General features: G+C 54.7%; 22 protein-coding genes and 1 tRNA gene. 19 read left to right on the forward strand and 4 right to left on the reverse strand.

The window, feature by feature from the left end:
• Positions 1-77 precede the first annotated feature (77 nt).
• The 3 genes from QBD29_RS02385 (at position 78) to QBD29_RS02395 (ending at position 3,448) form a co-directional block, all read left to right on the forward strand.
• Positions 78-851 (forward strand): IclR family transcriptional regulator, encoded by a 774-nt coding sequence (locus tag QBD29_RS02385; RefSeq protein ID WP_280099737.1) that lies wholly within the window; start codon positions 78-80, stop codon positions 849-851.
• Between the two features lie 21 nt (positions 852-872).
• On the forward strand, positions 873-2,228 hold the full coding sequence (locus QBD29_RS02390) for an aminotransferase class III-fold pyridoxal phosphate-dependent enzyme (protein ID WP_280099738.1): 1,356 nt from the start codon (positions 873-875) through the stop codon (positions 2,226-2,228).
• An 89-nt stretch (positions 2,229-2,317) separates the two neighbouring features.
• Entirely contained in the window at positions 2,318-3,448 is a 1,131-nt protein-coding gene (locus QBD29_RS02395) for an alkane 1-monooxygenase (protein WP_280099739.1), read from the forward strand.
• 60 nt (positions 3,449-3,508) lie between these two features.
• On the opposite strand, the gene serA is transcribed toward QBD29_RS02395, so the two are convergent.
• Positions 3,509-5,104 carry a phosphoglycerate dehydrogenase gene (gene serA, locus QBD29_RS02400; protein ID WP_280099740.1) on the reverse strand — a complete coding sequence of 532 codons (1,596 nt, stop codon included), beginning with the start codon at positions 5,102-5,104 and terminating at the stop codon, positions 3,509-3,511.
• A gap of 69 nt (positions 5,105-5,173) precedes the next feature.
• The gene (locus QBD29_RS02405; RefSeq protein WP_280099741.1) at positions 5,174-6,313 is read right to left on the reverse strand and encodes a phosphoserine transaminase; all 1,140 of its coding nucleotides are present in this window, start codon (positions 6,311-6,313) and stop codon (positions 5,174-5,176) included.
• A 156-nt stretch (positions 6,314-6,469) separates the two neighbouring features.
• On the opposite strand from QBD29_RS02405, the gene serB reads away from it, so the two are divergent.
• The gene (gene serB / locus QBD29_RS02410; RefSeq protein ID WP_280101019.1) at positions 6,470-7,348 is read left to right on the forward strand and encodes a phosphoserine phosphatase SerB; all 879 of its coding nucleotides are present in this window, start codon (positions 6,470-6,472) and stop codon (positions 7,346-7,348) included.
• Between the two features lie 123 nt (positions 7,349-7,471).
• On the opposite strand, the gene QBD29_RS02415 is transcribed toward serB, so the two are convergent.
• Positions 7,472-8,683 carry a PLP-dependent aminotransferase family protein gene (locus QBD29_RS02415; RefSeq protein ID WP_280099742.1) on the reverse strand — a complete coding sequence of 404 codons (1,212 nt, stop codon included), beginning with the start codon at positions 8,681-8,683 and terminating at the stop codon, positions 7,472-7,474.
• Positions 8,684-8,942: 259 nt separating this feature from the next.
• Between QBD29_RS02415 and QBD29_RS02420 the strand changes: the two genes are divergently transcribed.
• From QBD29_RS02420 to QBD29_RS02445, 6 genes are all read left to right on the forward strand, one after another.
• Complete coding sequence (locus QBD29_RS02420) at positions 8,943-9,758, forward strand: hypothetical protein (protein WP_280099743.1); 816 nt, start codon at positions 8,943-8,945, stop codon at positions 9,756-9,758.
• Between the two features lie 369 nt (positions 9,759-10,127).
• Positions 10,128-11,906, forward strand: a complete 1,779-nt coding sequence (xsc, locus tag QBD29_RS02425) for a sulfoacetaldehyde acetyltransferase (protein ID WP_280099744.1) — start codon at positions 10,128-10,130, stop codon at positions 11,904-11,906.
• Positions 11,907-12,014: 108 nt separating this feature from the next.
• On the forward strand, positions 12,015-12,599 hold the full coding sequence (locus QBD29_RS02430; protein ID WP_280099745.1) for an alpha-ketoglutarate-dependent dioxygenase AlkB: 585 nt from the start codon (positions 12,015-12,017) through the stop codon (positions 12,597-12,599).
• A gap of 22 nt (positions 12,600-12,621) precedes the next feature.
• Positions 12,622-12,713: transfer RNA gene (locus QBD29_RS02435), tRNA-Ser, on the forward strand.
• A gap of 117 nt (positions 12,714-12,830) precedes the next feature.
• Positions 12,831-14,243 carry a tyrosine-type recombinase/integrase gene (locus QBD29_RS02440; RefSeq protein ID WP_198133865.1) on the forward strand — a complete coding sequence of 471 codons (1,413 nt, stop codon included), beginning with the start codon at positions 12,831-12,833 and terminating at the stop codon, positions 14,241-14,243.
• A gap of 301 nt (positions 14,244-14,544) precedes the next feature.
• Positions 14,545-15,303 carry a ParB N-terminal domain-containing protein gene (locus QBD29_RS02445; RefSeq protein WP_009810921.1) on the forward strand — a complete coding sequence of 253 codons (759 nt, stop codon included), beginning with the start codon at positions 14,545-14,547 and terminating at the stop codon, positions 15,301-15,303.
• A gap of 151 nt (positions 15,304-15,454) precedes the next feature.
• Here QBD29_RS02445 and QBD29_RS02450 read toward each other — a convergent pair whose 3' ends face one another.
• Entirely contained in the window at positions 15,455-15,655 is a 201-nt protein-coding gene (locus tag QBD29_RS02450; RefSeq protein ID WP_157041395.1) for a hypothetical protein, read from the reverse strand.
• A gap of 269 nt (positions 15,656-15,924) precedes the next feature.
• On the opposite strand from QBD29_RS02450, the gene QBD29_RS02455 reads away from it, so the two are divergent.
• The 9 genes from QBD29_RS02455 to QBD29_RS02495 all read left to right on the forward strand — a co-directional run bounded on the left by QBD29_RS02455 (position 15,925) and on the right by QBD29_RS02495 (position 24,241).
• Complete coding sequence (locus tag QBD29_RS02455; RefSeq protein ID WP_009810920.1) at positions 15,925-16,560, forward strand: recombinase family protein; 636 nt, start codon at positions 15,925-15,927, stop codon at positions 16,558-16,560.
• Between the two features lie 30 nt (positions 16,561-16,590).
• Entirely contained in the window at positions 16,591-16,896 is a 306-nt protein-coding gene (locus QBD29_RS02460) for a hypothetical protein (RefSeq protein WP_280099746.1), read from the forward strand.
• A gap of 10 nt (positions 16,897-16,906) precedes the next feature.
• Positions 16,907-17,302: a hypothetical protein gene (locus QBD29_RS02465; RefSeq protein ID WP_009810918.1), complete on the forward strand. Its 396-nt coding sequence runs from the start codon at positions 16,907-16,909 to the stop codon at positions 17,300-17,302.
• A 285-nt stretch (positions 17,303-17,587) separates the two neighbouring features.
• Positions 17,588-18,805: an ROK family transcriptional regulator gene (locus tag QBD29_RS02470; RefSeq protein WP_280099747.1), complete on the forward strand. Its 1,218-nt coding sequence runs from the start codon at positions 17,588-17,590 to the stop codon at positions 18,803-18,805.
• A complete protein-coding gene (locus tag QBD29_RS02475) occupies positions 18,802-19,728 on the forward strand; it encodes a carbohydrate kinase (RefSeq protein ID WP_280099748.1) in 927 nt (308 codons plus the stop codon). The genes QBD29_RS02470 and QBD29_RS02475 overlap by 4 nt, the downstream gene beginning before the upstream one ends.
• 123 nt (positions 19,729-19,851) lie before the next feature.
• On the forward strand, positions 19,852-20,883 hold the full coding sequence (locus QBD29_RS02480; protein WP_280099749.1) for a LacI family DNA-binding transcriptional regulator: 1,032 nt from the start codon (positions 19,852-19,854) through the stop codon (positions 20,881-20,883).
• A 115-nt stretch (positions 20,884-20,998) separates the two neighbouring features.
• Entirely contained in the window at positions 20,999-22,291 is a 1,293-nt protein-coding gene (locus tag QBD29_RS02485) for a sugar ABC transporter substrate-binding protein (protein WP_280099750.1), read from the forward strand.
• Positions 22,292-22,457: 166 nt separating this feature from the next.
• Complete coding sequence (locus QBD29_RS02490; protein WP_280099751.1) at positions 22,458-23,396, forward strand: sugar ABC transporter permease; 939 nt, start codon at positions 22,458-22,460, stop codon at positions 23,394-23,396.
• Positions 23,397-23,407: 11 nt separating this feature from the next.
• Complete coding sequence (locus tag QBD29_RS02495) at positions 23,408-24,241, forward strand: carbohydrate ABC transporter permease (RefSeq protein ID WP_280099752.1); 834 nt, start codon at positions 23,408-23,410, stop codon at positions 24,239-24,241.
• Positions 24,242-24,262 lie beyond the last annotated feature (21 nt).

Below are 24,262 nucleotides of genomic sequence, written 5' to 3' on the forward strand. Positions count from 1 at the left end.
CGGTTGAAATAATGATTGCGCAATCCTAGTGTTGCTGTCAAACAAAAACCGTATCATTTGCAACGAAGGGCCAATTTGTGAGCACCGTCGACAAGGCATTGGGAGTGTTGGAGCTGTTCTCGGAGACGCGAACCTCTGTCGGCCTGTCCGAGGCAGCGCGGTTGTTAGAGCGGGACAAAGCCACGGTGCAGCGGTATTTGGCGGCGCTGGAATCGCAAGGGTTTTTGGAACAAGACCCTCTGACGCGTGGGTATCACCTTGGCCCAGCTGTCACACGGCTGGCGATGGTGCGGGAACTGACGTATCCTGTTGAATCTGCGGTTAAAAATGTTTTGAAGCAATTGGTTCAAGATACGGGGGAAACCGCGCATTTGACCCATATCCAAGACGGTGGTCTGAGCGAGGTTCAAATCGTTGAAACCACGGTCAAAGGCACGCGAGTTTATATTGACCCAGCAGCGTTGCTACCGCTGCATGCCACGGCGTCTGGGATTGCGTTCCTGAGCCAAGTTGACCCTAAACAAATTGCCTCCATGCTCGGCCGTTCATTTGAACGGTTTACCCAAGACACCCCTGCAAACCGCGAATCGGTTCTGGCAGCGGCGAAAGCGGCACGGGATGCTGGGTTTGCGCGGGCGGTTGGGACATTTGAAACCGATGTGGTGGGAACGGCGGCCCCTGTGTTCAACATGAACAACGAAGTCTGCGGTTCCATCGCGGTGGCCGCTCCAACGTCACGATATGATGCACCTGTTGGCCAGCAAATCGCGGAATATGTGATGGAAGCGGCCAAAGTGATTTCCAGAATTTACGGCGCACGAGATGCGCGCGCTCAACACGCGGCGGAATAGCCGCCTCGAAAGGACGAAACCATGAAAGACGATAACTTTTTACGCGAAAACAACGCCCGTCACATGTGGCATCCGATGGGGCATCAAGGCCAGCAACAGGCAAATCCGCCTGCGATCATTACGGGTGCATCAGGGGTGCGGATTTCGGATATTGATGGACATGAAACCGTCGATGCCGTGGGCGGTTTGTGGAATGTGAACCTTGGGTATTCCTGCGATCCGATCAAGGAAGCGATTTCAAATCAGTTGAACCAGCTGCCCTATTATTCTTCCTTTGCGGGCACGTCGAATGATGCCGCGATTGAGCTGTCTTGGATGCTGCGCGAGTTCTTTGCACCCGAAGGAATGGGGCGGGCGTTTTTTACATCTGGCGGGTCGGATAGCGTGGAAACGGCGCTGCGCTTGTCGCGCCAGTATCACAAGATTAAGGGCGAACACACGCGGACCAAATTCCTGAGCCTAAAGAAGGGCTATCACGGCACGCATTTTGGTGGGGCGTCGGTGAACGGGAACAACAAATTCCGCACGGCCTATGAGCCGCTTTTGCCCGGCTGTCGCCATTTGCCCGCGCCCTATACCTATCGAAATCCGTTCAATGAAACGGACCCCGCAAAGCTGTCCCAGCTGATCCTGCAAGCGGCGGAAGACGAGATCATGTTCGAAGGGCCCAACACCATCGCGGCCTTTATTATGGAGCCTGTTCTGGGTGCTGGTGGCATTATGGTGCCCCACGAAACCTTTATGCCTGGGATGCGGGAGCTGTGTTCCAAGCACGGTATTCTGATGATTGCGGATGAAGTGATTACAGGCTTTGGGCGCACGGGTGATTGGTCTGGGTCGCGGCACTGGGGCGTGCAGCCTGATTTCATGTGTACGGCCAAGGCGATCACCAATGGGTATTACCCGTTTGGAGCCTGTATGATTGCCGATCATGTGGCCGAGGTGTTTGAGCAATCGGGTGCCGAAGGGTTTATTGGGCATGGTTATACCTATACCGCGCACCCCGTTGGGGCAGCGGCGGCGATTGCCTGTTTGAAAGAAACAGAGCGGCTCGACGTGAAAACCAACGCGACCGCCCGTGGAACGCAGATGTTTGAAGGCGCGAAAAAGCTGATGGAAAAACACAGCGTGATTGGCGATGTGCGCGGTGGGCACGGTTTGATGACGGGCATCGAATTTGTGCAGGACCGCGCGACGAAAGCGCCGATGGATCCGAGCTTTGGTCTGGCGGTTCAAAAGGTAGCTTATGAAAACGGGGCGATGTTGCGGGCCTCTGGCCCCAATATCCTGCTGTCACCGCCACTGGTGATTTCCGAAAGCGATGTGGATGTGATCCTCAATGCGATTGATGCGGGGCTGACTGCGGCAAGCGCATAACAGGTTGCGGCAAGTGTAAGCAGTGCTTGCAATTTGATTTGTTCGCGACTCCGTTTCATGGCAAGTTGCGGCAAAAAGCTGGAGCAGCCATGCAAAACCCTGTCCGAACCGATCTGATTGCGGCGTTGCCGTTTTGGATCAGCCTGACTTATGTGCCCATTCTTGCATTGGCGGGATGGCAAGGGGGGGCTTGGCTGTGGCTGACGCCTGTTTACGGTTGGTGGGCTACGTCGATCATTGATTTTGTGGCAGGGCTGCGTACCGATAATCCTGAAGTGGATGCCACAGATGAGGACCTAAAATGGTACACGGCGATCACATTGATTTGGCCGTTTGTACAGGCGGTGTTGGTGTTTGGCGCGCTGTATTATGCGACCCATACGGACCGATTGACGACGGCACAGGCGTGGATTTTCATGGGGACGGTCGGGGTTGCCACTGGGTCCATTGGGATCAATTATGCCCATGAATTGATGCACCAAAAATCGCGGTTTGAACGGTTCTTGGGGGATTTCCTGATGACCATGGTTCTGTACGGGCATTTCCGCAGTGAGCATTTGCTGGTGCATCACCGTTATGTCGGGACGCCGCGAGATCCTGTGACGGCGCGATATAACGAAGGGTTCCATCGGTTTTTTCCCCGTGTGGTTGTTGCCTGTTTTAAATCTGCGCTGGGGGCCGAAGCGGCGATGTTGGCACGTAAAAATCTGCCTGCGACGCATCGCAGCAATCCGTTTTGGAAATATGCCGCGTGGCAGCTGGGATTCTTGGTTCTAGCTTTCGCGATCGGGGGCTGGACGGGTGTTGGTATGTTTATCTTGCAGGCCTATGTGGCGGTGATCCAATTGGAAGTTGTAAATTACATTGAGCATTATGGCCTGACCCGTCGTCATTTGGGCGAGGGGAAATACGAGCATGTGTTGCCGCGCCATTCGTGGAATGCATCGCATCGATATTCGAACTGGATGTTGATCAATTTGCAGCGCCATTCGGACCATCATTATAAGCCGAACAGACGGTTTCCGCTGTTACAAACCTATGGCGAGGATGAAGCGCCGCAACTGCCCTATGGGTATCCGATTATGACGATCATGGCGATGTTTCCGCCCCTGTGGAAACGGTTCATGAACCCGCGCGTGCGCGATTGGCGGCGCAAGTATTATGCGGATGTGGAGGATTGGCATCCTTACAACAAGGCGCTCAATCCGCTGCCACGGTAGGTGAGTATTTTAAGACCAAAGAAACGGGGCGCGGTGTTTCATCCGCGCCCCTATGCGTTTTTAGGCGACGTCGAATTCGAGCGGTTTGACCTGTTGGAACATGCCCGTTGCTTCAAGCTGTTTAAGCACGTCGTCGTTGGGTTGTGCGTCAAGGTATAGGAGCGCGATTGCGTCTGCGCCTGCTTCGGAGCGGCCGAGCGTAAAGTTCGCAATGTTCACGCCGTTTTCGCCCATGGTCTGGCCCAGTGTCCCGATGATGCCAGGCACGTCTTCGTTGGTGGTGTAGAGCATGTGGCGGCCTACCTCGGCGTCAATGTTGATGCCTTTGATCTGGATGAAACGGGGTTTGCCATCGCTGAACACCGTGCCGGCGATTGTGCGTTCCATGGTAGGGGTTTTCACCGTGAGCTTGATGTAGCTGTCAAAGACGCCCGATTTTTCCTGCGTGGTCGTGGAACACTGTATCCCGCGTTCGGTAGCGAGCACGGGGGCGGAGACCATGTTGACCTCGGGGTTTTGCGCCTTCATCACCCCTGCAATGGCGGCGGAGTTGAGCGCCTTGGTGTTCATTTCGGCCACTTTACCATCATAAAGGATGTTGATGCTTTCGATGGCTTCATCCGTCATTTGGCCGACAAACGCGCCAAGGTGGCTGGCGAGTTTAACGAAGGGTGAAAGGATCGGGGCCTCTTCTGCGGTGATGGAGGGCATGTTGATGGCGTTGGTGACCGCGCCGTTGTTGAGGTAATCGCTGATCTGTTCGGCCACTTGCAGAGCGACGTTTTCCTGCGCCTCTGTCGTTGCCGCGCCAAGGTGGGGCGTGACCACCACGTTGGGCAGGTTGAACAGCGGGGAGTCTGTGGCGGGTTCGACGGCGAAAACGTCAAAAGCAGCGCCAGCGACGTGGCCTGATTTCAGGGCTTCGGCCAGCGCGTCTTCGTCCACGAGGCCACCACGGGCGCAGTTTACGATGCGTACGCCTTGTTTCATTTTTGCAATCGCTTCGGCGTTGATCATGCCTGCGGTTTTGTCGGTTTTTGGCACGTGAAGTGTGATGAAATCCGCGTTGGCGAGCAGTTCATCGAGCTCCACTTTTTTCACGCCGAGGTCTGCTGCGCGTTCCTCTGACAAGAAGGGATCATAGGCGAGGACCTTCATTTTCAGGCCTAGTGCGCGGGAGGCGACGATGGAACCGATGTTACCTGAGCCGATAAGGCCGAGGGTTTTGCCCGTCAGTTCAACCCCCATGAATTTGGATTTTTCCCATTTGCCTGCGTGTGTTGATGCGCTGGCTTCGGGGATTTGGCGGGCCACGGCGAACATCATGGCGATGGCGTGTTCGGCGGTGGTGATGGAGTTGCCGAACGGCGTGTTCATTACGATCACACCTTGGCGGCTTGCTGTGTTCAGATCAACGTTGTCGACGCCAATGCCAGCGCGGCCAATGACTTTCAAATTGGTAGCGTTCCGCAGGATTTTCTCGGTGACTTTCGTGGCGGAACGGATGGCGAGGCCATCGTATTCGCCGATGCGTTTGAGGAGTTCCACCTTGTCTTTGCCGAGGTCAGGTTCGAAGTCGACTTCGATGCCATTGTCGCGGAAAATTTGCACGGCGGTGGGGCTGAGTTTGTCAGATACGAGGACTTTAGGGGCCATTTTGGGCGTTCCTTTTGTGTGTTGATTCAAGTTGATAGAGGCCCCGCGTCATGCGCGGGGCAATCAATTTTATTGATTGATCTCGGTGTTGAAGGCCCAGTCGATCCACGGCATCAGCGCCGCGATGTCAGAGGTTTCCACGGTGCCGCCGCACCAGATGCGCAGGCCAGCAGGGGCGTCGCGATACGCGTCGATATCAAACGCAACGCCCGCGTCATCGAGCCGTTTTGCAATGGCCTTGGCAAAGGCCGCGCCGTCGGTGATGCGGTCGTCCACGAATTTCAAGCAGACTGAGGTGTTGGACCGTGTGGCGGCGTCTTCGGCGAGAAAATCGACCCACGGGGTGACGTCAACGAAGTCTTCGATGGCGGCGAGGTTCGCGTCAGCGCGGGCTTTCAGGCCCTTTTGGCCGCCAACGGATTTGGCCCAATCCAGTGCGAAAAGGTAGTCTTCGACACAAAGCATAGAGGGAGTGTTGATCGTCGCGCCTGTGAAAATGCCGTCGATCAATTTGCCGCCTTTGGTGAGGCGGAAAATCTTGGGAAGCGGCCAAGGCGGGGTGTAAGATTCCAATCTAGCCACAGCCCGTGGAGAAAGGATTAACACACCGTGCGCGGCTTCGCCGCCGAGCACTTTCTGCCAAGAAAATGTGGTGACATCGAGTTTGTCCCACGGGAGGTCTTGGGCAAACGCGGCGCTGGTGGCATCGCAAATTGTTAAACCGTCGCGATCAGCGGGAATAAAATCGCCATTTGGAACGCGAACGCCCGAAGTTGTGCCATTCCATGTGAATACCACATCATCGTTAAAATTCACTGAAGAGAGATCAGGAAGTTGACCGTAGTCTGCGTGATGGTGGGTTACGTCAAGCTTCAATTGCTTGGTCACATCGGTGACCCAACCTGCGCCAAAGCTTTCCCATGACAGCATGGTCACGCCGCGTGCGCCGAGCAGAGACCACATGGCCATTTCAACCGCGCCAGTGTCAGAAGCGGGCACAATGCCGATCTTGTAATCGGCGGGAACGCCCAGCACCTCGCGGGTGGTTTCAATGGCGGCTTTGAGCTTGTCTTTGCCAATGGCGGCCCGATGGGATCGGCCCAAAGGAGCGTCGATCAATGCAGTGACGGACCACGTAGGTGGTTTCGTGCAGGGGCCAGAAGAAAAACGGGGATTGTGCGGACGGGTGTCCGGTTTTGGATAAGTCATCAGTGGTAACCTTACAGTTATATGCCCTTCGTTGGGGAAGGGTGTCCCACCTTTGCGTCTATGCGTGTTTTTTCGGGGCTGCAACAAGAAATGCTGGTGTTTGTGCCGTTTTTCGCAAATAAGGCGTCGGAAACAACACCTGAGATGGATGCTGAAATGTACGTTGCGACCCTTATTTGTTTGCCTGAAAACCACCGTTTGAACGCGGAATTGGTGATGATGGTGGGGGACAAAATAAATGCGGATGGGCACGACTGGTTGGCGGAACATGAAGCTGTTGATCTGTTTTTTGACCGCGAAGTCGAAGGATTCGAAGTGCTGTGGCGCGGGTTGGAACGAATGGGAATCGATTTCTGTGTGCAGCCTGTGGCGGGGCGTCGCAAATCGGTGTTGTTGGCGGATATGGACAGCACGATGATCGAGCAGGAGTGCATTGACGAGCTGGCCGCCGAAGCGGGCGTTGGGGAGCGTGTTGCGGGCATTACAGCGCGGGCGATGAATGGGGAGTTGGATTTTGAAGCGGCGCTGGCGGAACGGGTTAGTCTGTTGAAAGGATTGCCGATTTCGGTGATTGAAAAGGTGCTGGAAAAACGAATTACGTTGATGCCTGGGGGGCCCGAGTTGGTGGCGACGATGCGGGCAAACGGGGCCTATGCGGCCTTGGTATCTGGCGGGTTTACGGATTTCACCAGTGCGATTGCGGCGCGCTTGGGGTTTGATGAAAATCGCGCGAATACGCTTTTGCAAGAAGGGGGAAAACTGACGGGGGAACACGGTTTGCCAGTGCTGGGAAAGCAGGCAAAGGTGGATGCGTTAAACGAGATTGTGGCGGCGCGGGGTTTGACGCCCGCCGACGTGATTGCGGTGGGGGATGGGGCCAATGATTTGGGCATGTTGCATCTGGCGGGATCGGGGGTGGCGCTGCATGCGAAACCTGTGGTGGCGGCGGAGGTTTCGTTGCGGTTGAACCATGCCGATTTGACGGGTTTGTTGTATTTGCAGGGGTATAAAAAGGCGGATTTCGTTAACCGATAAGCGCCGTTTGTTAAGGGCGCTGCGTTAACCGCCTGCGAAAAACAAGAAAAGCAAACCACCCAGAAACAAGGGTCCCGTGAGTATGGGTTCCATGTGTGTTAACGGGTGTTGCGTAACGGTCTGTTAAGACCTTTCGATATTTCCGCTGCGCTCTGGCACGCCGAATTCTTGGAAACAAATATCGGCCAGTTTGGCGATTCCGTCTTTAATGGTGTCGATGGATGGGTGGCCAAAACAGATGCGAATACGGTGCGTGTTGGCAGGGCCGTCCACGGACCATTCGGAGCCAGGATTGATGACAACACCCTGAGCGGCGGCCACGGTGAACAGGCGGTCGGTATTGACGGATTTTGGCAGAGTGACCCAAAGGTAGATGCCCGCAATCGGGGGATCGTATTCGGCGGCCGCACCGAAATGTTCGTCGAGCGCGGCAGTGAGGGCCGCTGCCTTGGCTTGCAGGATTGGGCGGGTTTTGGCCAGATGCGCGTCGAAGTGTTTGGGCAGGTATTCCGCCAGCGTCATTTGTTCGAGCGCGCCTGAGCCTGCATCGGTTTTCAGCGGTAGGATGTGCCCCATCAGTGGCCACGGCGCGATGAGGTATCCGACGCGCAGGGCAGGGGCGATGGTTTTGGAAAAAGTGCCGCAATAGATAACGCGGTTTTCCGTGTCGAGCGCGTGGATCGCGGGCGGGCGTGTGCCGTCGAATATCAGATCGGCGTAGCAGTCGTCTTCGAAAATCGGGACGTTGAATTTTTTGGAGAGCGCGAGCATTTGGTGGCGGCGGTCCACGGGCATGACCGTGCCTGTGGGGTTTTGCACGGTGGGGATGGTGAAGATATATTTCGGCGTGATGTTTTGCGCGGCGAGGGTTTCAAGCGTGGTTTCCAGCGCGTCCATTTTCATACCGTGCTGGTCGAGGTCGATCCCGATGTAGTTGACGCCGAGGGCGCGAAGTTTTGAGAGGGCGCCTGCGTAGTTGCCAGCCTCGACGATCACGGTGTCCCCTGCGTTGAGGAGTGTGGCGTTCACAAGGTCGATGGCTTGCAAGGAGCCGCTGGTGAGGAGGACCTCGTCAGGGGTGACTTGCATCTTGGCGGATTTGGCGAGGCTCGAGCAGATGAACTCGCGCAAGGGAAGGTAGCCCTGAGGGCCGCTGTTCATGCCGTATTTGCCCATGGCCGTGCCCTCGCGTTTGAGGACGGTTGCCATGGCATCGGCGAGGTCGTCTGCGGGGACGGAAGGTTCGTCGATGTTGCCGCCGACGAAGTGGTATTTGGGGAGGCCCGCGTAGGGGGCGGCGGAGGCGGTGGCTTTGGTGGAGAGGGTGAAGGTCATGGGGGGGCTCACAGGTCAAATCAAAGAGGAGTGGGACGTGAAGGTCTGGTAGATTACTTTAAACCACGATCTAATGTCAGACGATGATTTTCAAGACGCTGATTTTGCAAAGGCTGTGCTCTTGCACGGGGCTTTCAGGCGGGTTCAAGTAATTCTACTTTGAGAATAGTAATTGCAATGAAAATAACCTAAGGTTTTTGTGTGATATTTTCACGAATGCCAAATTCTTAAATAAAACCTCAATTGAAAGGGAGTAATTATGTCAGCTTCAGACACAGTAACATACTCAATCGGACTTTTGGATCAGAGCCAAAAGCTGCATTTTGCGGGTGCCGAATTGGCGCTGAATTATTCAGGCAGCACAGGATATTATGATTGTTCTGGTGGCACGTTGTCGGGTGGGGGGCTCGACGCAGTTACCTTAACCAATTCCATTCCGCAGTGCCCCAATTCATACCAATTGACGGGTGTGTCAGGCACAACAAATGTCAGTGCGTCGTGGGTTGTTCCCACGGGTGAAACATATTCTTCGCCACCCAGTTCTTTGATCGGCACAATGTTTATTGGTGGTGTTACCTACTTTTTGATGGGTATCGCGAAAGACGGTGATGCGGTTCAGTCGGGTAATTCGCGTGAAGCGGCACAAACGAAATTAGCCGATGCGGCGGCATCGCAGGATGGGTATGCGCATACGGTGGGAGGCCTGTCGTCGGGGACATCCATTAACGGTGATCTCGTTGAATTTGACACATCGTTTAATGCCACGGGAAAATCAGTTTCAGCCTTTTTGGTCGCTGGGTTTATTTCGATCCCTCCATTTGGGCGCATTGGTCTTACGGGATCGCTTCATATTGATGGGGCGGACCAGAAGGTGTTCGGTGGTCCGTCGGGCAGTATTATCAACTATGTCACATATGATAATCCGTGGAGCGCCCAGACGAGCGGGACAGATGCGGGGACGACGATCTATTTTGCGACGGGTATCAATGCGCCGAACAATGCAACGATTGGAACAATGATTGAGAACGGCACGCAAACGTTTTTTATTGGTCCTGCTCCCGTGTCTGTTACTTAGCCGCTTATGGGTAGAAGTGAAGAAGGCCCGTCAGAAATAGGGGGCCTTCTTTACTGTTTCTGATCGGACACTGTTCGACGTTCACCGACTGCGTTCGCTACTGGGAGGCGCCGCTTATTTTCAAGTTTCGCAAAAATATTCAAAAAATAATACCCAAAGTCTCAATAATAATCAAAATGCCCCAAAATTTCCCCTCTGGAATCATCTGATGCGGCAACTGGCCCTACAGACTCTGGCGCGAATATTGGCTTAAAGGGCCAAATCCATGGGGCGGGGGATTCTTGCGCCCTTTTTTGGTATCTGGCCGCGCATTGTGCGCGACACTTAAAGCGTGCGCGGATGCGCGCAACAACTAAAGGACGTTCACTCATGAAAATGACAACCGAAGAAGCTTTTGTAAAAACTCTGCAAATGCACGGCATTGATAATGCTTTTGGGATCATCGGCTCTGCCATGATGCCGATCTCTGACATCTTCCCTGATGCGGGCATTACGTTCTGGGATTGTGCGCACGAAACATCTGGCGGCATGATGGCTGACGGCTACACACGCGCCACTGGTAAAATGTCCATGATGATCGCGCAAAACGGCCCAGGTATCACAAACTTTGTGACAGCTGTTAAGACGGCGTATTGGAACCACACACCTGTTCTGCTGGTGACGCCACAGGCAGCGAACAAGACAATTGGTCAGGGCGGTTTCCAAGAGATGGAACAGATGAACCTGTTTGCCGATTGTGTGGCGTACCAAGAAGAAGTGCGGGACCCATCCCGGATCGCAGAAACACTGAACCGTGTGATCATGCAAGCCAAGCGCGCGTCTGCACCTGCGCAGATCAACGTGCCACGTGATTTCTGGACACAAGTGATCGACATCGAGCTGCCGACAATCGTTGATTTTGAATTGCCACAGGGCGGTGCTGATGCGGTTCAGTCTGCGGCTGATTTGCTGTCTAACGCGAAATTCCCAGTGATCTTGAACGGCGCGGGTGCGATCTTGTCCAAAGGCGGTATCGAAGCGTCCCGCGTGTTGGCGGAAACTTTGGATGCGCCAGTTTGCGTTGGCTACCAGCACAACGATGCGTTCCCTGGCAACCACCCATTGTTTGCGGGTCCTTTGGGCTATAACGGGTCCAAGGCCGGTATGCAGTTGATCAAGCAAGCGGACGTTGTTCTGTGCTTGGGCACACGTTTGAACCCATTCTCCACTCTGCCGGGTTACGGCATGGAGTATTGGCCAACAGAGGCGAAGATCATCCAAGTGGACATCAACCCTGACCGTATTGGCCTGACCAAGAAGGTGACTGTTGGTATCGTGGGTGACGCGGCGAAAGTGGCCGAAGGTATCACAGCGAAATTGTCTGACGGTGCAGGTGATGCGGATCGTGACGCACGCAAAGCAAAGATCGCAGATACGAAATCCAAGTGGGCGCAAGAGCTGACATCCATGAACGAAGAGCAGGATGATCCAGGCACAACTTGGAACCAGCGTGCCCGTGCGGACAAGCCAGACTGGATGTCCCCCCGTATGGCATGGCGTGCGATCCAAGCTGCGCTGCCAGTTGAGGCGATCATCTCGTCCGACATCGGCAACAACTGTGCGATCGGGAACGCATACCCATCTTTCAACGACAGCCGCAAGTATCTGGCCCCTGGTCTGTTTGGCCCATGTGGGTACGGCCTGCCGTCCATCGTTGGTGCAAAAATCGGCCAGCGTGACACGCCAGTTGTCGGTTTCGCGGGTGACGGTGCGTTCGGGATTTCCGTGAACGAACTGACAGCGATTGGCCGTGGCGAATGGCCAGCGATCACACAGATCGTGTTCCGCAACTACCAGTGGGGTGCTGAGAAGCGGAACTCCACATTGTGGTTCGATGATAACTTTGTTGGCACTGAGCTGGACGAAGATGTGTCTTACGCGGGTATCGCACAGGCCTGTGGTCTGAAGGGTGTTGTTGCTCGTACTCAGGAAGAGCTGACTGCGGCGCTTGACCAAGCGATCAAGGATCAGATGGAGAACGGTGTAACAACACTGATCGAAGCCATGATCAACCAAGAGCTGGGCGAGCCATTCCGTCGTGATGCGATGAAGAAGCCAGTTGAAGTTGCTGGCATCAGCAAAGACGACATGCGCCAGCAGGTTGTTTAAGCCCTAGCGGTTTTAGAGATTGGAAAGGGCTCCGTTCGCGGGGCCCTTTTGTTTGTGCTGTTTGGAAAAAATGTTGCCATTTTGTTCTATGTTCGATAGCCATGATTCATGCTGCTGTCTGATGATCTTTTCCCGCAAATCTTGCCGGCTGGTGTGACCTATCTGCCGAATTACCTGTCCGATTCGCAGGAGCGTCAGTTGATGGCGCGGATTGAGGAAGGGCCGTGGGATTTAACGTATGCGCGGCGGCGCAAGCATTATGGCGCCGCTTATCACAGCGCGGGGCAAATACCGCCGTTGCCTATGCCTGCGCGGTTGACGGCGCTGGCGGTGCGGCTGTGCAAAGAGGGCGTGCTGCCCTATGCGCCGCGCAGTGCGCTGATCAACGAATATTTGCCAGGCCAAGGAATTGCGGATCATACGGACCGGGCCGATCGGCCTGGAGGCTGTGTTGTTTCGATTTCCATGGGGTCGGGGGCGGAAATGCGATTCACTGAACCGTGTGGTCGGCGGCATCTGATTTATTTGGAGCCGCGGTCATTGATCCTGTTTCAAGGGGCCGCGCGGGACGTTTGGCAACATGGAATCGCGGGGCGTCACAGTGACCGCCATATGGGGTTAAATCTGCCACGCGAGCGGCGTGTTTCCATTACCATGCGCTGTGGCCCTGATAATCCACTTGCACAGAGTTAAGACTGCCAATATAGCGGTCAGCGGAGACGTGGCCGAGTGGTCGAAGGCGCTCCCCTGCTAAGGGAGTAGGCGGGTTGAACCGTCTCGAGGGTTCGAATCCCTTCGTCTCCGCCATCACATCTAAGCTATTGATTTGTATGGTTGAAAATGGGTGTGGTACACCCTATTGCGTGGTACATGATGGACCACATGAAGCCCTCACTAAGCGCGTCAGGTATTCAAGAGCCTGACATGCAGTATCTCATCAAGCCCCGAGGGCGGGGGTATTCTCTTCGCATGGTCACTCCAGAAGTGCTGATCGGCACAGGAAATCCTTGGACAGGCAGGAAGTTCGGACGAGAAATCAAACTCGGGCTAAACACCAGAAGCCACGCTGAGGCTATTCGCTTGAGGGATGTTCGTATTGGCCAGATAAGGCAGCTTGAAGCTGATGCCCTTGCTGACACTGGGAAGAAGAGCATTGGTCGTATCATCGACTTGTCTCCTGAAAGTGCTTCTGAGTGGCGGCAGATGCGCAATGAAGCCGAAGACCTTGATGCCTTAGATCACGTTCTCACAGACCAGTTGGACAAGGCTGCCGCAGCTGGACTAGTTGAGCAGGTCAACACCTTCGCCAAGATCGTGTTCAGGGGTGCTGTCCCCTTAGATCAAGCATTGGAGATGTACCTAGAGGAAAGAGCTGAAGGCAATCCGTTTGGCTACGACCCTCTCGCCATCACAACAGCGTTGAATGTCCGCTCATCGGTGAAGTACCTGATAGCGTTCTTGGGAGTTGAGCAGCCTACCTTACACGACGTGACCCCTGACAAGGTGTTCCAGTTCAGAACGGAGTACCTGCCGCTTGTGGTCAAGGTGAAGGCAGGGACGATTGCCAAGCACATGACGTTGCTTCGGGGGATGTGGGCATGGGCCATCGCTGACAAGAAACTGCTCAAGACGAAGAGTGGACGACCAATCCGCAACCCGTGGATCATCGAAGAGAAAGGGACACCCAAGAAGAAAGCGACCAAGAAAAAACCGGAGGACGCAAGGACAGCGTTCACGTCCGAGCAGGTCACTAAGCTGTTCTCTGGGTTCCCGCAGTGGGGCAGCAGGCAAGGAGACCTCTTACGGCTGGCGTTGGCGACCGGATGCCGAGTGGATGAGGTCGGCTCACTCATGCTGAAGCACGTCGAAGAAGACGGCTCCGGCTTTGACGTGATGAAGGGGAAGACAGACAACGCACAGCGGTTCATTCCGCTGGTGGATGACGCCCAGCGCCTTATGACACAGCGTATCAACATGGTCAGGGAGATGCAGACGGGAATACACTTCGCGGAGCAACGGCTTTTCCCAGAGTGGCCCCTGAAGCCTTCTACACAGAAGGTCAACTCAGCTTCGCAGTGGTTCACACGCTACAGGCGCAAAGTGCTGGGCGAAGAGACAAACGGCAAGTTGGCGATGCACTCCTTTAGGCATACGTGGAGGACAACTGCTAGGAGGGCCGGGGTGCCGGAAGATCGTATCTACGAGGTAGGAGGCTGGGAGGGGCCAAGAAATGCTTCGCAAGTGTATGACCACGGCTTAACCAAGGAGCTGCTTAAGGATGTCCAGAGAACGGTCTGGGACGCCTTGAAGGAGGCCGGATACCTTGAGGCGTTCTGATAACCCCCACCATTGAAGCTGCCCCATGACACCAAGGGGTTAGGTTCCACCATCAAACTGAGTTCCACCATTGAAGATAACCAGCAGGTGTTCGGAGTGACGGCTCCGGTGTGACGCCTCGCTGGTCTCTTCGGCTGGTCCGTGGCTTCTGCTTCGGGTTCCCGTGGACGAGGCGTGATAGCTTCGGCGGGATCCTGAGGCAGGGCTTTTGCCATCGCTTAGGTGTGCAACTACTGACTGTGCATTCTGCACAGGCTGGGACCAGCGATTTGGACCCACTGAACCGAAGAGAAACCCAGAAATGACTAAAGAAAAACAAGGGGTTAATCGCCCCAAGCGTATGCGCTTGCCCCTCAGTCAGCTGACAACAGAGCCTGACACGTTCCAGTTCCGCGAGTTTGAGACGGTCGAGGACCACGTGCGCAGCCTGACAGATGCGATCAAGGCGGGACATGTGTTGGACCCAATGACGGTCTGGAAGCGAGGTGAAGCTGATCATGTTGTAGTGGACGGACACCACCGCCACGCAGCCTACATCCGAGCTGGACACACAAAAGCTGTCCCTGTCGTTGTCCACGAATGCAGCGAAACCGACGCTGTACTCTTGGCGCTGAACGAGAACACGAAGACCAAGCTGCCCATGACCAAGACGGAGCGCGACAACGCGGCATGGCGTCTGGTCTGTTCCGACCACAAGCTCTCAAGGGCGCAGACCGTCAAAGCAACGGGCGTCAGCGATGGGACCGTCGCCAAGATGCGACGACATCGAACGGTATTGGACGATCAAGAGGCCGAGCTTCCTGATTCTTGGTGGATGGCAATGCGGGCCGTGAAGGGTATCGAGCAAGAGGAATGGGACGAGGACATGCAAGAGCAGGCGATCGAAACAAGGGCGAAGGCACTGGACGACGCGATAGGCAAAGAGCTTGGGCGTATGGGAAGCCGCCAATGGGAAGCAGTTGCCCGCGTCCTTGAGTGGCGACTGTCAAAGCAGGTGCTGGCTTACGTCGTTGACGAGCTGCGTGAAGACGACGAGGACGAAGAAGACCTCCCGTTCTGAACCGCAGCTTGTTTGAACTGCAAAAATCTCAGCTGCTTACCACATACACGGCAGATGGGCTTTCTCCCCCATGGGGTTGCGCCGAGGGTGTGGGGGCAGACGATTAGGGGGGGGGTGGGCCACCCGCAAGGACAGCCCGCCCTCACCGCGCTCAGCGATGCTCCGTGTGTCTCTCCACAGCCACGACATGAGCTGGTGTCAGGTAGACCCGAAGGCTACCAAGGCAGAGAAGATACTCCCTACCATTGGAGCCGTGCAAGACTTCCCATTCGATGCGGCGTGTGGTGACCGTGTCGCGCTGGGCATAGATGCGGCCAAGGAAGGGAATGGGCAGGTAGAGAATGTCTGTCATGTTTGCGTGTCCGAGTTGGTTTTGACGACGCAAGGCTCTGAAACCAATGCCAACTTGCATAGATCACCTTGCCCTGACGAGTAGCAGTAGGGGACGAGAAAGACTCTGCGACAACCTGACTCAGCTCACGGCCCAATCTCCCTTTGTCCGTTAGGGCATAGGTTAACGTACAAATAGGTCCATGTCCGCAGGGGTGTCCGTAAGGGTTGACATGCATCATCGTACACTATTATCAACGTACATAACCCAATCGGACACATGAGGACAACATGAGCAAGACCATCCTGTACGCACGAGTTTCCACCACGGACCAAACGCTAGACCACCAGAGGGCGCAGGCAGAGGCAGCAGGCTTTGTGATCGACGAGGTGGTGGCGGACCACGGGGTCTCAGGCGTTAGCACGACGCTGCAGGAGCGGCCTGAGGGGAAGCGGCTGTACGACAAGCTCCGCCACGATGACACGCTTGTGGTCCGCTGGGTGGACCGACTGGGCCGCAACTACCAAGATGTTACGGACACGATCCGCCACTTCATGCGGCAGGGTGTCGTGGTGAAGACGGTAATCAATGGGCTGACATTCGACGGGGCCACACGGGACCCCATGCAGGAAGCCGTACGCGACGCTCTGATAGCTTTCATGGCCGCGACGGCACAGGCGCAGGCAGAGGCCACGAAGGAGGCTCAGAAGGCGGGTATAGCGGCTGCAAAGCAGGACGACACCAAGTACCGAGGCAAGAAGCCCAGCTATGACCGAGAGACGCTAGGTGTTGTCGTGGACATGCTGGGCAGTGGAGCGGGTGCATCGGAGATAGCTAAGGCAACAGGGCTGACACGCCAAACCGTATTACGCATCCGAAAGGACCCTGCGTCGGCTGAAGAAGCCTTAGCCAGATGGGCATTGTAGCCCGCGCTGCATGGAAGGGCGGAATGGCCCTTGCAATCACTCACCTTTTCCATTTCTCTCGCATTTGTGTTTCACGCCAAAGATGAAAAGGAAACGAAAACAATGGCTAGAGTAGTGACGGTCTTGGGTTGGGTGCTTCTCGCAGGAGGGGGCGCATTGGTGCTGCTCGGCCTTGCGGGCATCGCAGTGAAGGAAGGGCTTTGGGCGGCACTTCAGATGCTCAGCCCGTTCAATGTATCCAACTTCATCGTAACGGCTATCACCCTTGCTCCCGGCATAGCTTTGATCACTTGGGGGCAGAAACTCAAGGAAAAGCAACGGACACAAAGCAGCTAGGAGCGGGAACATGTGGAAGTGGATAGGAAGGGTCTTGGTCGTGGCTGTAGTCGCGTTTGTCGGCTACGGAGCATACGACTACTACCGAGCTGACTTGCATACACGACCGGACATGCCGCCGGGAGCCTTCTCGATCTCGTACAAGAACGGCTTGAGGGCCATACTGGTAGGGGTGCCGAACGAGAAAGAGACCCGTCGCTACTTTGGCTACACGGCAGACGTCCCGTTCTACATCGAAGACGCGTGGGCTTTCTGCACACCTCCTGAGGGGAATGAGAAGCAGGAAGCGGAGAAGTTCATCAAGGAACACAGCGGACCCGGTGAGCGGTTCGAAGTCGTATGCCGAGTGGAGGTGGACGACGAAACTGTGATCCGTGGTTTCATCACTTCGGTTCCCCGGCTTTGACGTCTGGTCGTTCGGGTAGATTGCAATGGATGTTTGTGTGGTCCATCTTGAACTTAAGCGCGTTGTGTACCACAAAGTGCATGTAAGTGTCTGAAACTATTGAGGCTGTTCGAAATGAGATCGTCTCCCTTCGTCTCCGCCAGACCACCATTCTCATCGATATCACTGAGTTGCGTTCAACCCCGTTTGGGCTCTTCACCCTTTAATAAATCATTCTGATTTAATTATTGACATGTTGTGAAATCATCGACAGGTTTCGCGGGCTTATGGGAGTGTTTTGAGCAGATGGCGCGGGATTTGAGTGGTTTGGGGCGAGGGGATGCGTGGCGTGGGTCTAATCAGGGCGGGATGCGGGCGTATAATGAGCGTCTTGTGCTGTCTTTGATCCGTGAAAACGGGGCTTTGGCCAAGGCGGAGATTGCTCGCAGTACGGGGCTTTCGGCGCAGACGGTTTCGGTGATCATGCGCGCGTTGGAAGCGGATGGGCTTTTGGTGCGCGGCGCGCCGGTGCGGGGCAAGGTCGGTCAGCCGTCTGTGCCCATGGCTTTGGCGAAAGATGGGGCGTTCTTTTTTGGGCTCAAGGTTGGGCGACGCAGTCTTGAGATGGTGTTGACTGATTTTTTGGGGAACGTGCTGCATCGTGTTCGGGCCCGTCATCCGTATCCAAAACCTGAAACCACCGTGCAATTTGCATCTGACGCCATCGCGCAAATGACGCAAAAGCTGCCGCCAGAGCATCGGTCGCGCATCGCTGGGCTGGGCATTGCCTTGCCGTTTCAGCTTTGGGATTGGGCAGCGGCGGAGGCCGAAAGTGCCACGTCTATGCAGCGGTGGAAGGGCTATGACATTGCCAAAGCCATCGGTGCAGTGTGTGCGTTTCCAGTTTATGTCTGCAACGATGCGTCGTCGGCGTGTGGGGCGGAGTTGGTTTTTGGGAATCTGAACACGCCGCGTGATTTTCTGTATGTCTTTGTTGGCTATTTTGTCGGAGGTGGCCTTGTTTTGGACAATGGGGTGTACACGGGGCGCACGGGCAATGGGGCGGCGTTGGGGTCTTTGATGGTTTCCACCCGTGGCGGCGATATGCGCCAGTTGGTTGAGGTGGCATCATTGTCCGTTTTGGAACAGGCGTTGGAGGCGCGCGGGGATCAGGGGTTAATGGTCTGGGACGATGTGGCCCATTGGGACGTGCCAAAGGTGCCGATGGATGCATGGTTGGATGATGCGGCACATGGCATTGCTCAAGCGATTATGGCATCGGTCTGTTTGGTTGATGTTGGGCATGTATTTGTTGAGGGTTGGATGCCTGAAACGATGCGCAGTGATCTGGTGCAGCGTTTGCGTGCAGAGATTGCAAAAATATCAGCGGCAGGTGTGCAAAAGCCTGTGGTTGCGGAAGGGTCGATCGGGCCTGATGCGCGTGCGCTTGGGGCGGCGAGCCTTCCTTTATCCAAACGCTTTCTTGTTGAGCGAAATTCCTATCAGAAAGGTCCAGTTCAATGATTTTATGTTGCGGTGAAGCGCTTATCGATATGATCCCGACGCCTACAGACATCGGCACAGATGGATTTGTGCCCCATGCGGGTGGGGCGGTGTTTAACACGTCTATCGCGCTGGGGCGATTGGGGGTGCAGGTGGGACTTTTGACGGGGGTGTCCAACGACATGTTTGGACAACAACTGACCGAGGCGTTGAAAGCCAGCCATGTGGATGCGTCGCATGTTATCAGGTCGGATCGCCCGACAACGCTGGCCTTCGTGCGTTTGCAGGATGGTCACGCGACCTATTCGTTTTTCGATGAAAATTCTGCCGGCCGTATGTTGGGGTTGGATGATCTGCCCCAGATTTCAGAGGATGTTTCGTCTTTGTATTTCGGCGGTATCAGTTTGGCCTGTGAGCCAGGGGCCAAGACGTATGCGGCGTTGTTGGCGCGTGAAGGGCAAAGCCGAGCGGTGATGATTGATCCCAACATTCGCCCGCAGTTTATCGAAGATGTTGATATCTATCGTACGCGGTTGCAAGGGATGATGGCGCAGGCGGATATTGTTAAGGTGTCCGACGAGGATTTGAACTGGATGGTGGAGGGGCCACAGGGGTTAACGGCGAAGGTTCAATGGTTGCAGAAGCTGGGGTCAAGTGTGGTTATTCTGACGCGCGGCAGCGAAGGTGCCACGGGGTTTCTGAGCGATGGAACAGAGGTGACTGTGCCGGCGCAACGTGTGAAGATTGTTGATACGGTTGGAGCAGGGGATACGTTTAATGCGGGCGTTCTGGCAAAGTTGAGCGCGTTAGGCGTATTGCAAAAATCAATGCTGAAAACTCTGTCTGGCGATGTTTTGGCCGAGGCGTTGGAACATGGGGCGCGTGTGGCGGCGGTGACCGTTTCGCGGGCTGGTGCGAATCCGCCGTGGGCAGATGAACTTTGAAAAGTGCGGTGTTTGACAGCCGCCCGAAAAGCGAAGAAAAACAGAAAAGCCTTGACCTATCGTAAATGACAAACGTAACTTTTAAGTTATCGCGCGTTAGTATTTTTATGATCAGGTGTCAAAGTGGTTCAGTCGAAAATTCGCAATATGGAAGAATTTGCCGCTGTGAGTGGCATTTCGCGCCCGACGGTTTCGAAATATTTTAACGATCCCGATAGTGTGCGTGCATCGACCCGCGAAAAAATCGAAGCAGCTTTGAAGAAGCACGATTACCATCCGAACGTGTTTGCGATGAACCAGAATCGGCGCACAACCAAGAACATCGGGGTTGTTGTGCCAAACCTTGCTGACCCGTTTTTTTCAGAGATCGGGCGGCGTGTGGAGCTGGCCTGTATCGACGCTGGATTTAGCCCGATTTTGTTGAGTTCGCATGGGGATCCAGAGTTGGAGCGCAGCAACCTGAATTCTTTGCGCTCATTGAAGCCTGCGGGTGTGCTGCTGGCCCCGTTTGGGCGGATGTCGGACGAGGCCAGTGTGAAAGCGTTTAGTGAAGATATCCCGCTGGTTTTGTTTGATGCGAATATGCCAGATATCGGGCAGGCCTTTGTTGGGACGGACAACTTTCAAAGCGTCAATTTGATTGTGGAATACCTGTGTCGCAGCGGTGAACCGCCTTGTTTCTTTGAGATGAAGAATCCGATGAACCCGAATGCGAACAAGCGGCGCCAAGCCTATGTTGAAAGCATGGAGCGGCATGGGCATGAGCCAAAAATCCATCAGGCGGAAGGCGAAGGTTGGAATTTTGAAGAGATTGGCAGCACCGAGGGTGGGCGGCTGTTGTCGAGTAAAGCGTTTGAGACGAATACCATCCTGTGCAGCAACGACCGTTTGGCGATTGGTCTGCTGGCATCGGCCTATGGGCAGGGGTATCGGGTTGGACACAGTGCCGAATGCCATTTGCGAATTGCGGGGCACGATGACCATCCGTTCGCGCAATTTACCTGCCCACCGCTGACGACGATTGCGCAAAATTATGAGGCCATCGCGAATCGCGCTGTGGGTGAGTTGTTCGCCATGTTGGAGAACAAAGCGAGCGCGACAGACCGTGTAGAAACACTGTTTGAGGGCCGACTTATCATGCGAGGCTCTGCGTAAGTTGTTGTTTGTGCTTTGGCATTTAGCAAATTTTACGCGTGATAAATTTTAATTGACTTCGCGATAGCTTACCAGCTAGCTTATCCTCAGTCACCACCCGAGGAGGAAATCAGGGATGTCTATTAAGAAGTCACTTTATGCCGCGACGGCACTTTCATTGCTTGCATCAGGCACCGCATTTGCGGACGGCCATGCAAAGGAACTGACAATTGCGATCGTGAACAACGGTCACATGATCAACATGCAAAAAGTTGCAGAAGCGTACACAGAAGAAACCGGCGTTAAGTTGAACTGGGTTTCTTTGGAAGAAGGCGTTCTGCGCGAGCAAGTTACTTCTGACACTGCGACAGGCGGCGGTCAGTACGACATTATCAACATCGGCATGCAAGAAGCACCAATCTGGGGTGCGGCAGGTTGGATCGAGCCACTGAACTTTGGCGCTGATTACGACATGGACGACATTCTGCCAGCAATTCGCGCGGGTCTGTCCCACGAAGGCACAATGTACGCGGCACCGTTTTACGGCGAAAGCTCCATGGTTATGTACCGCAAGGATCTGGCCGATGCGGCAGGCGTGACCATTGCTGACAACGACAGCTGGGACAACGTGAAGAAAGCCGCGATGGCAATGCACGACCCAGACAACGGCGTTTACGGTGCGTGTTTGCGCGGTAAGCCAGGTTGGGGCGACAACATGGCGTTTGTCACAACGATGGTTAACTCTTTCGGTGGCGCTTGGTTTGACAAAGATTTCAAACCAACAATCGATTCTGACGAATGGAAAGCGGCTATCAACTTCTACGTTGATCTGCTGGGCAACTATGGCCCTCCAGGCTCCGAAGGGAACTCCTTCAACGAAATCCTCGCGCTTTACAACGAAGGTAAGTGCGGCATGTGGATTGACGCCACAATCGCGGCGTCTTTCCTGACAGTTGACGGCGTTGCATACGCACAATCACCAAACGCTGGTAACCCAGTTGGTGCGAACTGGTTGTGGGCATGGGCCATGGCTGTTCCTGCTGGCACAGAAAATGCAGAAGAAGCAAAAGCATTCATCGAGTGGGCGACGTCTAAAGACTACGTTCAAGCTGTAGGGAACCACCCAGACTTTGGTTGGGGTTCTGTTCCAACAGGTCAGCGTGCGTCCACATACGCTCTGCCAGAATTCCAAGCGGTTGCAGGTTTTGCAGCAGCTGAGATGGCCGCGATTGAATCTGCTGCTCCTGAAGCAACAGACCTGAAGCCATACGTTGGTGTTCAGTTCGCAGCGATCCCTGAATTCCCAGAGGTTGGTTCCGCAGTTGCACAAGAAATCGCAGCCGCGTTGTCTGGTGCGAAATCTGTAGACGAAGCCTTGGCCGCGTCTCAAACAGCCGCAGCATCCATCATGGAAGAGGCTGGCTACTAAGCCGACCCTGCAAAAATTGGAAGGTCCGATCTTTTCGGGCCTTCTATCCCAACACTTTCGCTGCCTGCATGTCGTGTAAATGACCATTGCCAGCGACCCGAACATCGCCAATTCTCTAGTCTCATTGAAACATTGCGAACACTGTGCTTCGCGGGGGTCCTTCGTCATGTCTAACAGAACGCTTCCACGCTTGCTTCAATCTCCAGCGGTTCTTCTGCTTTTGGTTTGGATGCTGGTTCCACTTTCGATGACGCTGTATTTTTCGTTTATCCGGTATGTGTTGAACAGCCTGCGCAAGCCAGAGTGGACGACGCCTGCGTTGAGCAACTGGCGCGGTTTTGGGAATTATGAATTTGTTCTGAATTCCAAAGACTTTTTGTTCGCGATTAAAAATAGCCTTTTCATTGTGGGCAGCATTTTGTTCCTGACGGTTACCTTGGGTGTTTTGATCGCCGTGTTGATCAACAAGTCCTTTCGTGGGCAGGGGATTGTGCGGGTTCTTTTGATTTCGCCGTTCTTTGTGATGCCAGCGGTAAACGCGGTTTTGTGGATCAACATGATCCTTGATCCTGTTCTGGGTTTGCAGGGTATCGCGGTGGCGGGGCTGAACGATCTGATCGACGGTATGAGAGCCGCGCCGATTGTCGGAGGTTTCTTTTCCCTGTGGCCAGAGCTTGCGCCGATATCATTCCGCGCAACGCAAACATCCGCATATGCTGTGATCATGATGGTCACGTGGCAGTGGACCCCGTTCGCCGTGCTGATTTTCATGACATCGTTACAGTCAGAGGATCAGCAACAGAAAGAGGCGGCGATTTTGGATGGGGCGGGCGCGTGGTCGCAGTTTCGTTTCCTGACCCTGCCGCATTTGGGGCGTCCCATTGCGATTGTGGTCATGATCCAAGCGATTTTCCATCTGTCGCTGTATGCGGAAATCGAAATCGTAAGCCGGGGCAACGGCAACAAAAACCTGCCCTATCTGATCGGTGAATTTGCCAACAACAACATTGGTGCCGCAAGCGCCACGGGCATTTTCGCTGTCATCCTCGCCAACATCGTCGCGATCTTTTTGCTGCGCATGGTTGGCAAGACGTTGATGGAATAAAGGAACATCCAATGGCAATTGTTGCACAAACCTCAAAGTATGGACAATTGGGCCGCACCATTCTGGCTTGGTCTGTTGGGCTGTTGTTCTTCTTTCCGATCTTTTGGCTGGTTTTGACCAGCTTTAAGACAGACGCGGATGCGGTGAAGCCCGAGTTTCTGATCTGGTTTACGCCGACGCTCGAAAATTATCTCAACATGACGGAAAACTATGATTACTGGCGCTTTGCGACCAACTCGGTGATTACGTCTGTGTTTGCCACGATCTTTGCGCTGGCGGTTGGAATTCCCTGTGCGTATGCCATGGCGTTTAACCCCGCGCGTGGAACCAAAGATGTATTGATGTGGATGCTGTCCACCAAGATGCTGCCTGCGGCGGCGGTGTTGTATCCGATGACATTTCTGACCAAGAGCATTGGTCTGTTTGACACGCATTTCATGGTTATTGTGGTTCTGTGTCTGATCAACCTGCCCATCGTGATTTGGATGCTGTTCACCTATTTCAAAGAAATCCCGAAAGAGATCATTGAAGCAGGGCAAATGGACGGGGTGAACACCTGGGGGGAAATTCGCGAAATTCTGATCCCGCTGGCATGGGGTGGTATCGCATCGACCGCGTTGTTGTGTTTCATCTTTTGCTGGAACGAAGCGTATTGGACGGTGCGGTTGACGACGACGGATGCTGCAACGCTGTCTAAGCTGATTGAGGGGAACCGCGCGCCAGAAGGATTGTTCTTTGGTCGCCTGTCTGCGGTGTCTGCGGCTGCGGTTGGTCCGATCATCGTATTGGGTTGGTTCTGTCAAAAACAACTGGTGCAAGGTCTGACCTTTGGCGCTGTTAAGTAATTCCGAAAAATAGGAAAGAAA

It is taken from the genome of Amylibacter sp. IMCC11727 (assembly GCF_029854195.1).
GTDB lineage: Bacteria > Pseudomonadota > Alphaproteobacteria > Rhodobacterales > Rhodobacteraceae > Amylibacter.

What these genes read in the sequence shown, in the direction of transcription:
- QBD29_RS02465 (WP_009810918.1), top strand. Translation starts at nt 16,907, where the DNA reads ATGTGGAAGTGGATAGGAAGGGTCTTGGTCGTGGCTGTAGTCGCGTTT.
- QBD29_RS02495 (WP_280099752.1), top strand. Translation starts at nt 23,408, where the DNA reads ATGGCAATTGTTGCACAAACCTCAAAGTATGGACAATTGGGCCGCACC.
- QBD29_RS02475 (WP_280099748.1), top strand. Translation starts at nt 18,802, where the DNA reads ATGATTTTATGTTGCGGTGAAGCGCTTATCGATATGATCCCGACGCCT.
- serB (WP_280101019.1), top strand. Translation starts at nt 6,470, where the DNA reads ATGTACGTTGCGACCCTTATTTGTTTGCCTGAAAACCACCGTTTGAAC.
- QBD29_RS02490 (WP_280099751.1), top strand. Translation starts at nt 22,458, where the DNA reads ATGTCTAACAGAACGCTTCCACGCTTGCTTCAATCTCCAGCGGTTCTT.
- QBD29_RS02470 (WP_280099747.1), top strand. Translation starts at nt 17,588, where the DNA reads ATGGCGCGGGATTTGAGTGGTTTGGGGCGAGGGGATGCGTGGCGTGGG.
- QBD29_RS02455 (WP_009810920.1), top strand. Translation starts at nt 15,925, where the DNA reads ATGAGCAAGACCATCCTGTACGCACGAGTTTCCACCACGGACCAAACG.
- xsc (WP_280099744.1), top strand. Translation starts at nt 10,128, where the DNA reads ATGAAAATGACAACCGAAGAAGCTTTTGTAAAAACTCTGCAAATGCAC.
- QBD29_RS02485 (WP_280099750.1), top strand. Translation starts at nt 20,999, where the DNA reads ATGTCTATTAAGAAGTCACTTTATGCCGCGACGGCACTTTCATTGCTT.
- QBD29_RS02445 (WP_009810921.1), top strand. Translation starts at nt 14,545, where the DNA reads ATGACTAAAGAAAAACAAGGGGTTAATCGCCCCAAGCGTATGCGCTTG.
- QBD29_RS02450 (WP_157041395.1), bottom strand. Translation starts at nt 15,655, where the DNA reads ATGACAGACATTCTCTACCTGCCCATTCCCTTCCTTGGCCGCATCTAT.
- QBD29_RS02430 (WP_280099745.1), top strand. Translation starts at nt 12,015, where the DNA reads ATGCTGCTGTCTGATGATCTTTTCCCGCAAATCTTGCCGGCTGGTGTG.
- QBD29_RS02405 (WP_280099741.1), bottom strand. Translation starts at nt 6,313, where the DNA reads ATGACTTATCCAAAACCGGACACCCGTCCGCACAATCCCCGTTTTTCT.
- QBD29_RS02415 (WP_280099742.1), bottom strand. Translation starts at nt 8,683, where the DNA reads ATGACCTTCACCCTCTCCACCAAAGCCACCGCCTCCGCCGCCCCCTAC.
- QBD29_RS02395 (WP_280099739.1), top strand. Translation starts at nt 2,318, where the DNA reads ATGCAAAACCCTGTCCGAACCGATCTGATTGCGGCGTTGCCGTTTTGG.
- QBD29_RS02440 (WP_198133865.1), top strand. Translation starts at nt 12,831, where the DNA reads ATGCAGTATCTCATCAAGCCCCGAGGGCGGGGGTATTCTCTTCGCATG.
- QBD29_RS02420 (WP_280099743.1), top strand. Translation starts at nt 8,943, where the DNA reads ATGTCAGCTTCAGACACAGTAACATACTCAATCGGACTTTTGGATCAG.
- serA (WP_280099740.1), bottom strand. Translation starts at nt 5,104, where the DNA reads ATGGCCCCTAAAGTCCTCGTATCTGACAAACTCAGCCCCACCGCCGTG.
- QBD29_RS02390 (WP_280099738.1), top strand. Translation starts at nt 873, where the DNA reads ATGAAAGACGATAACTTTTTACGCGAAAACAACGCCCGTCACATGTGG.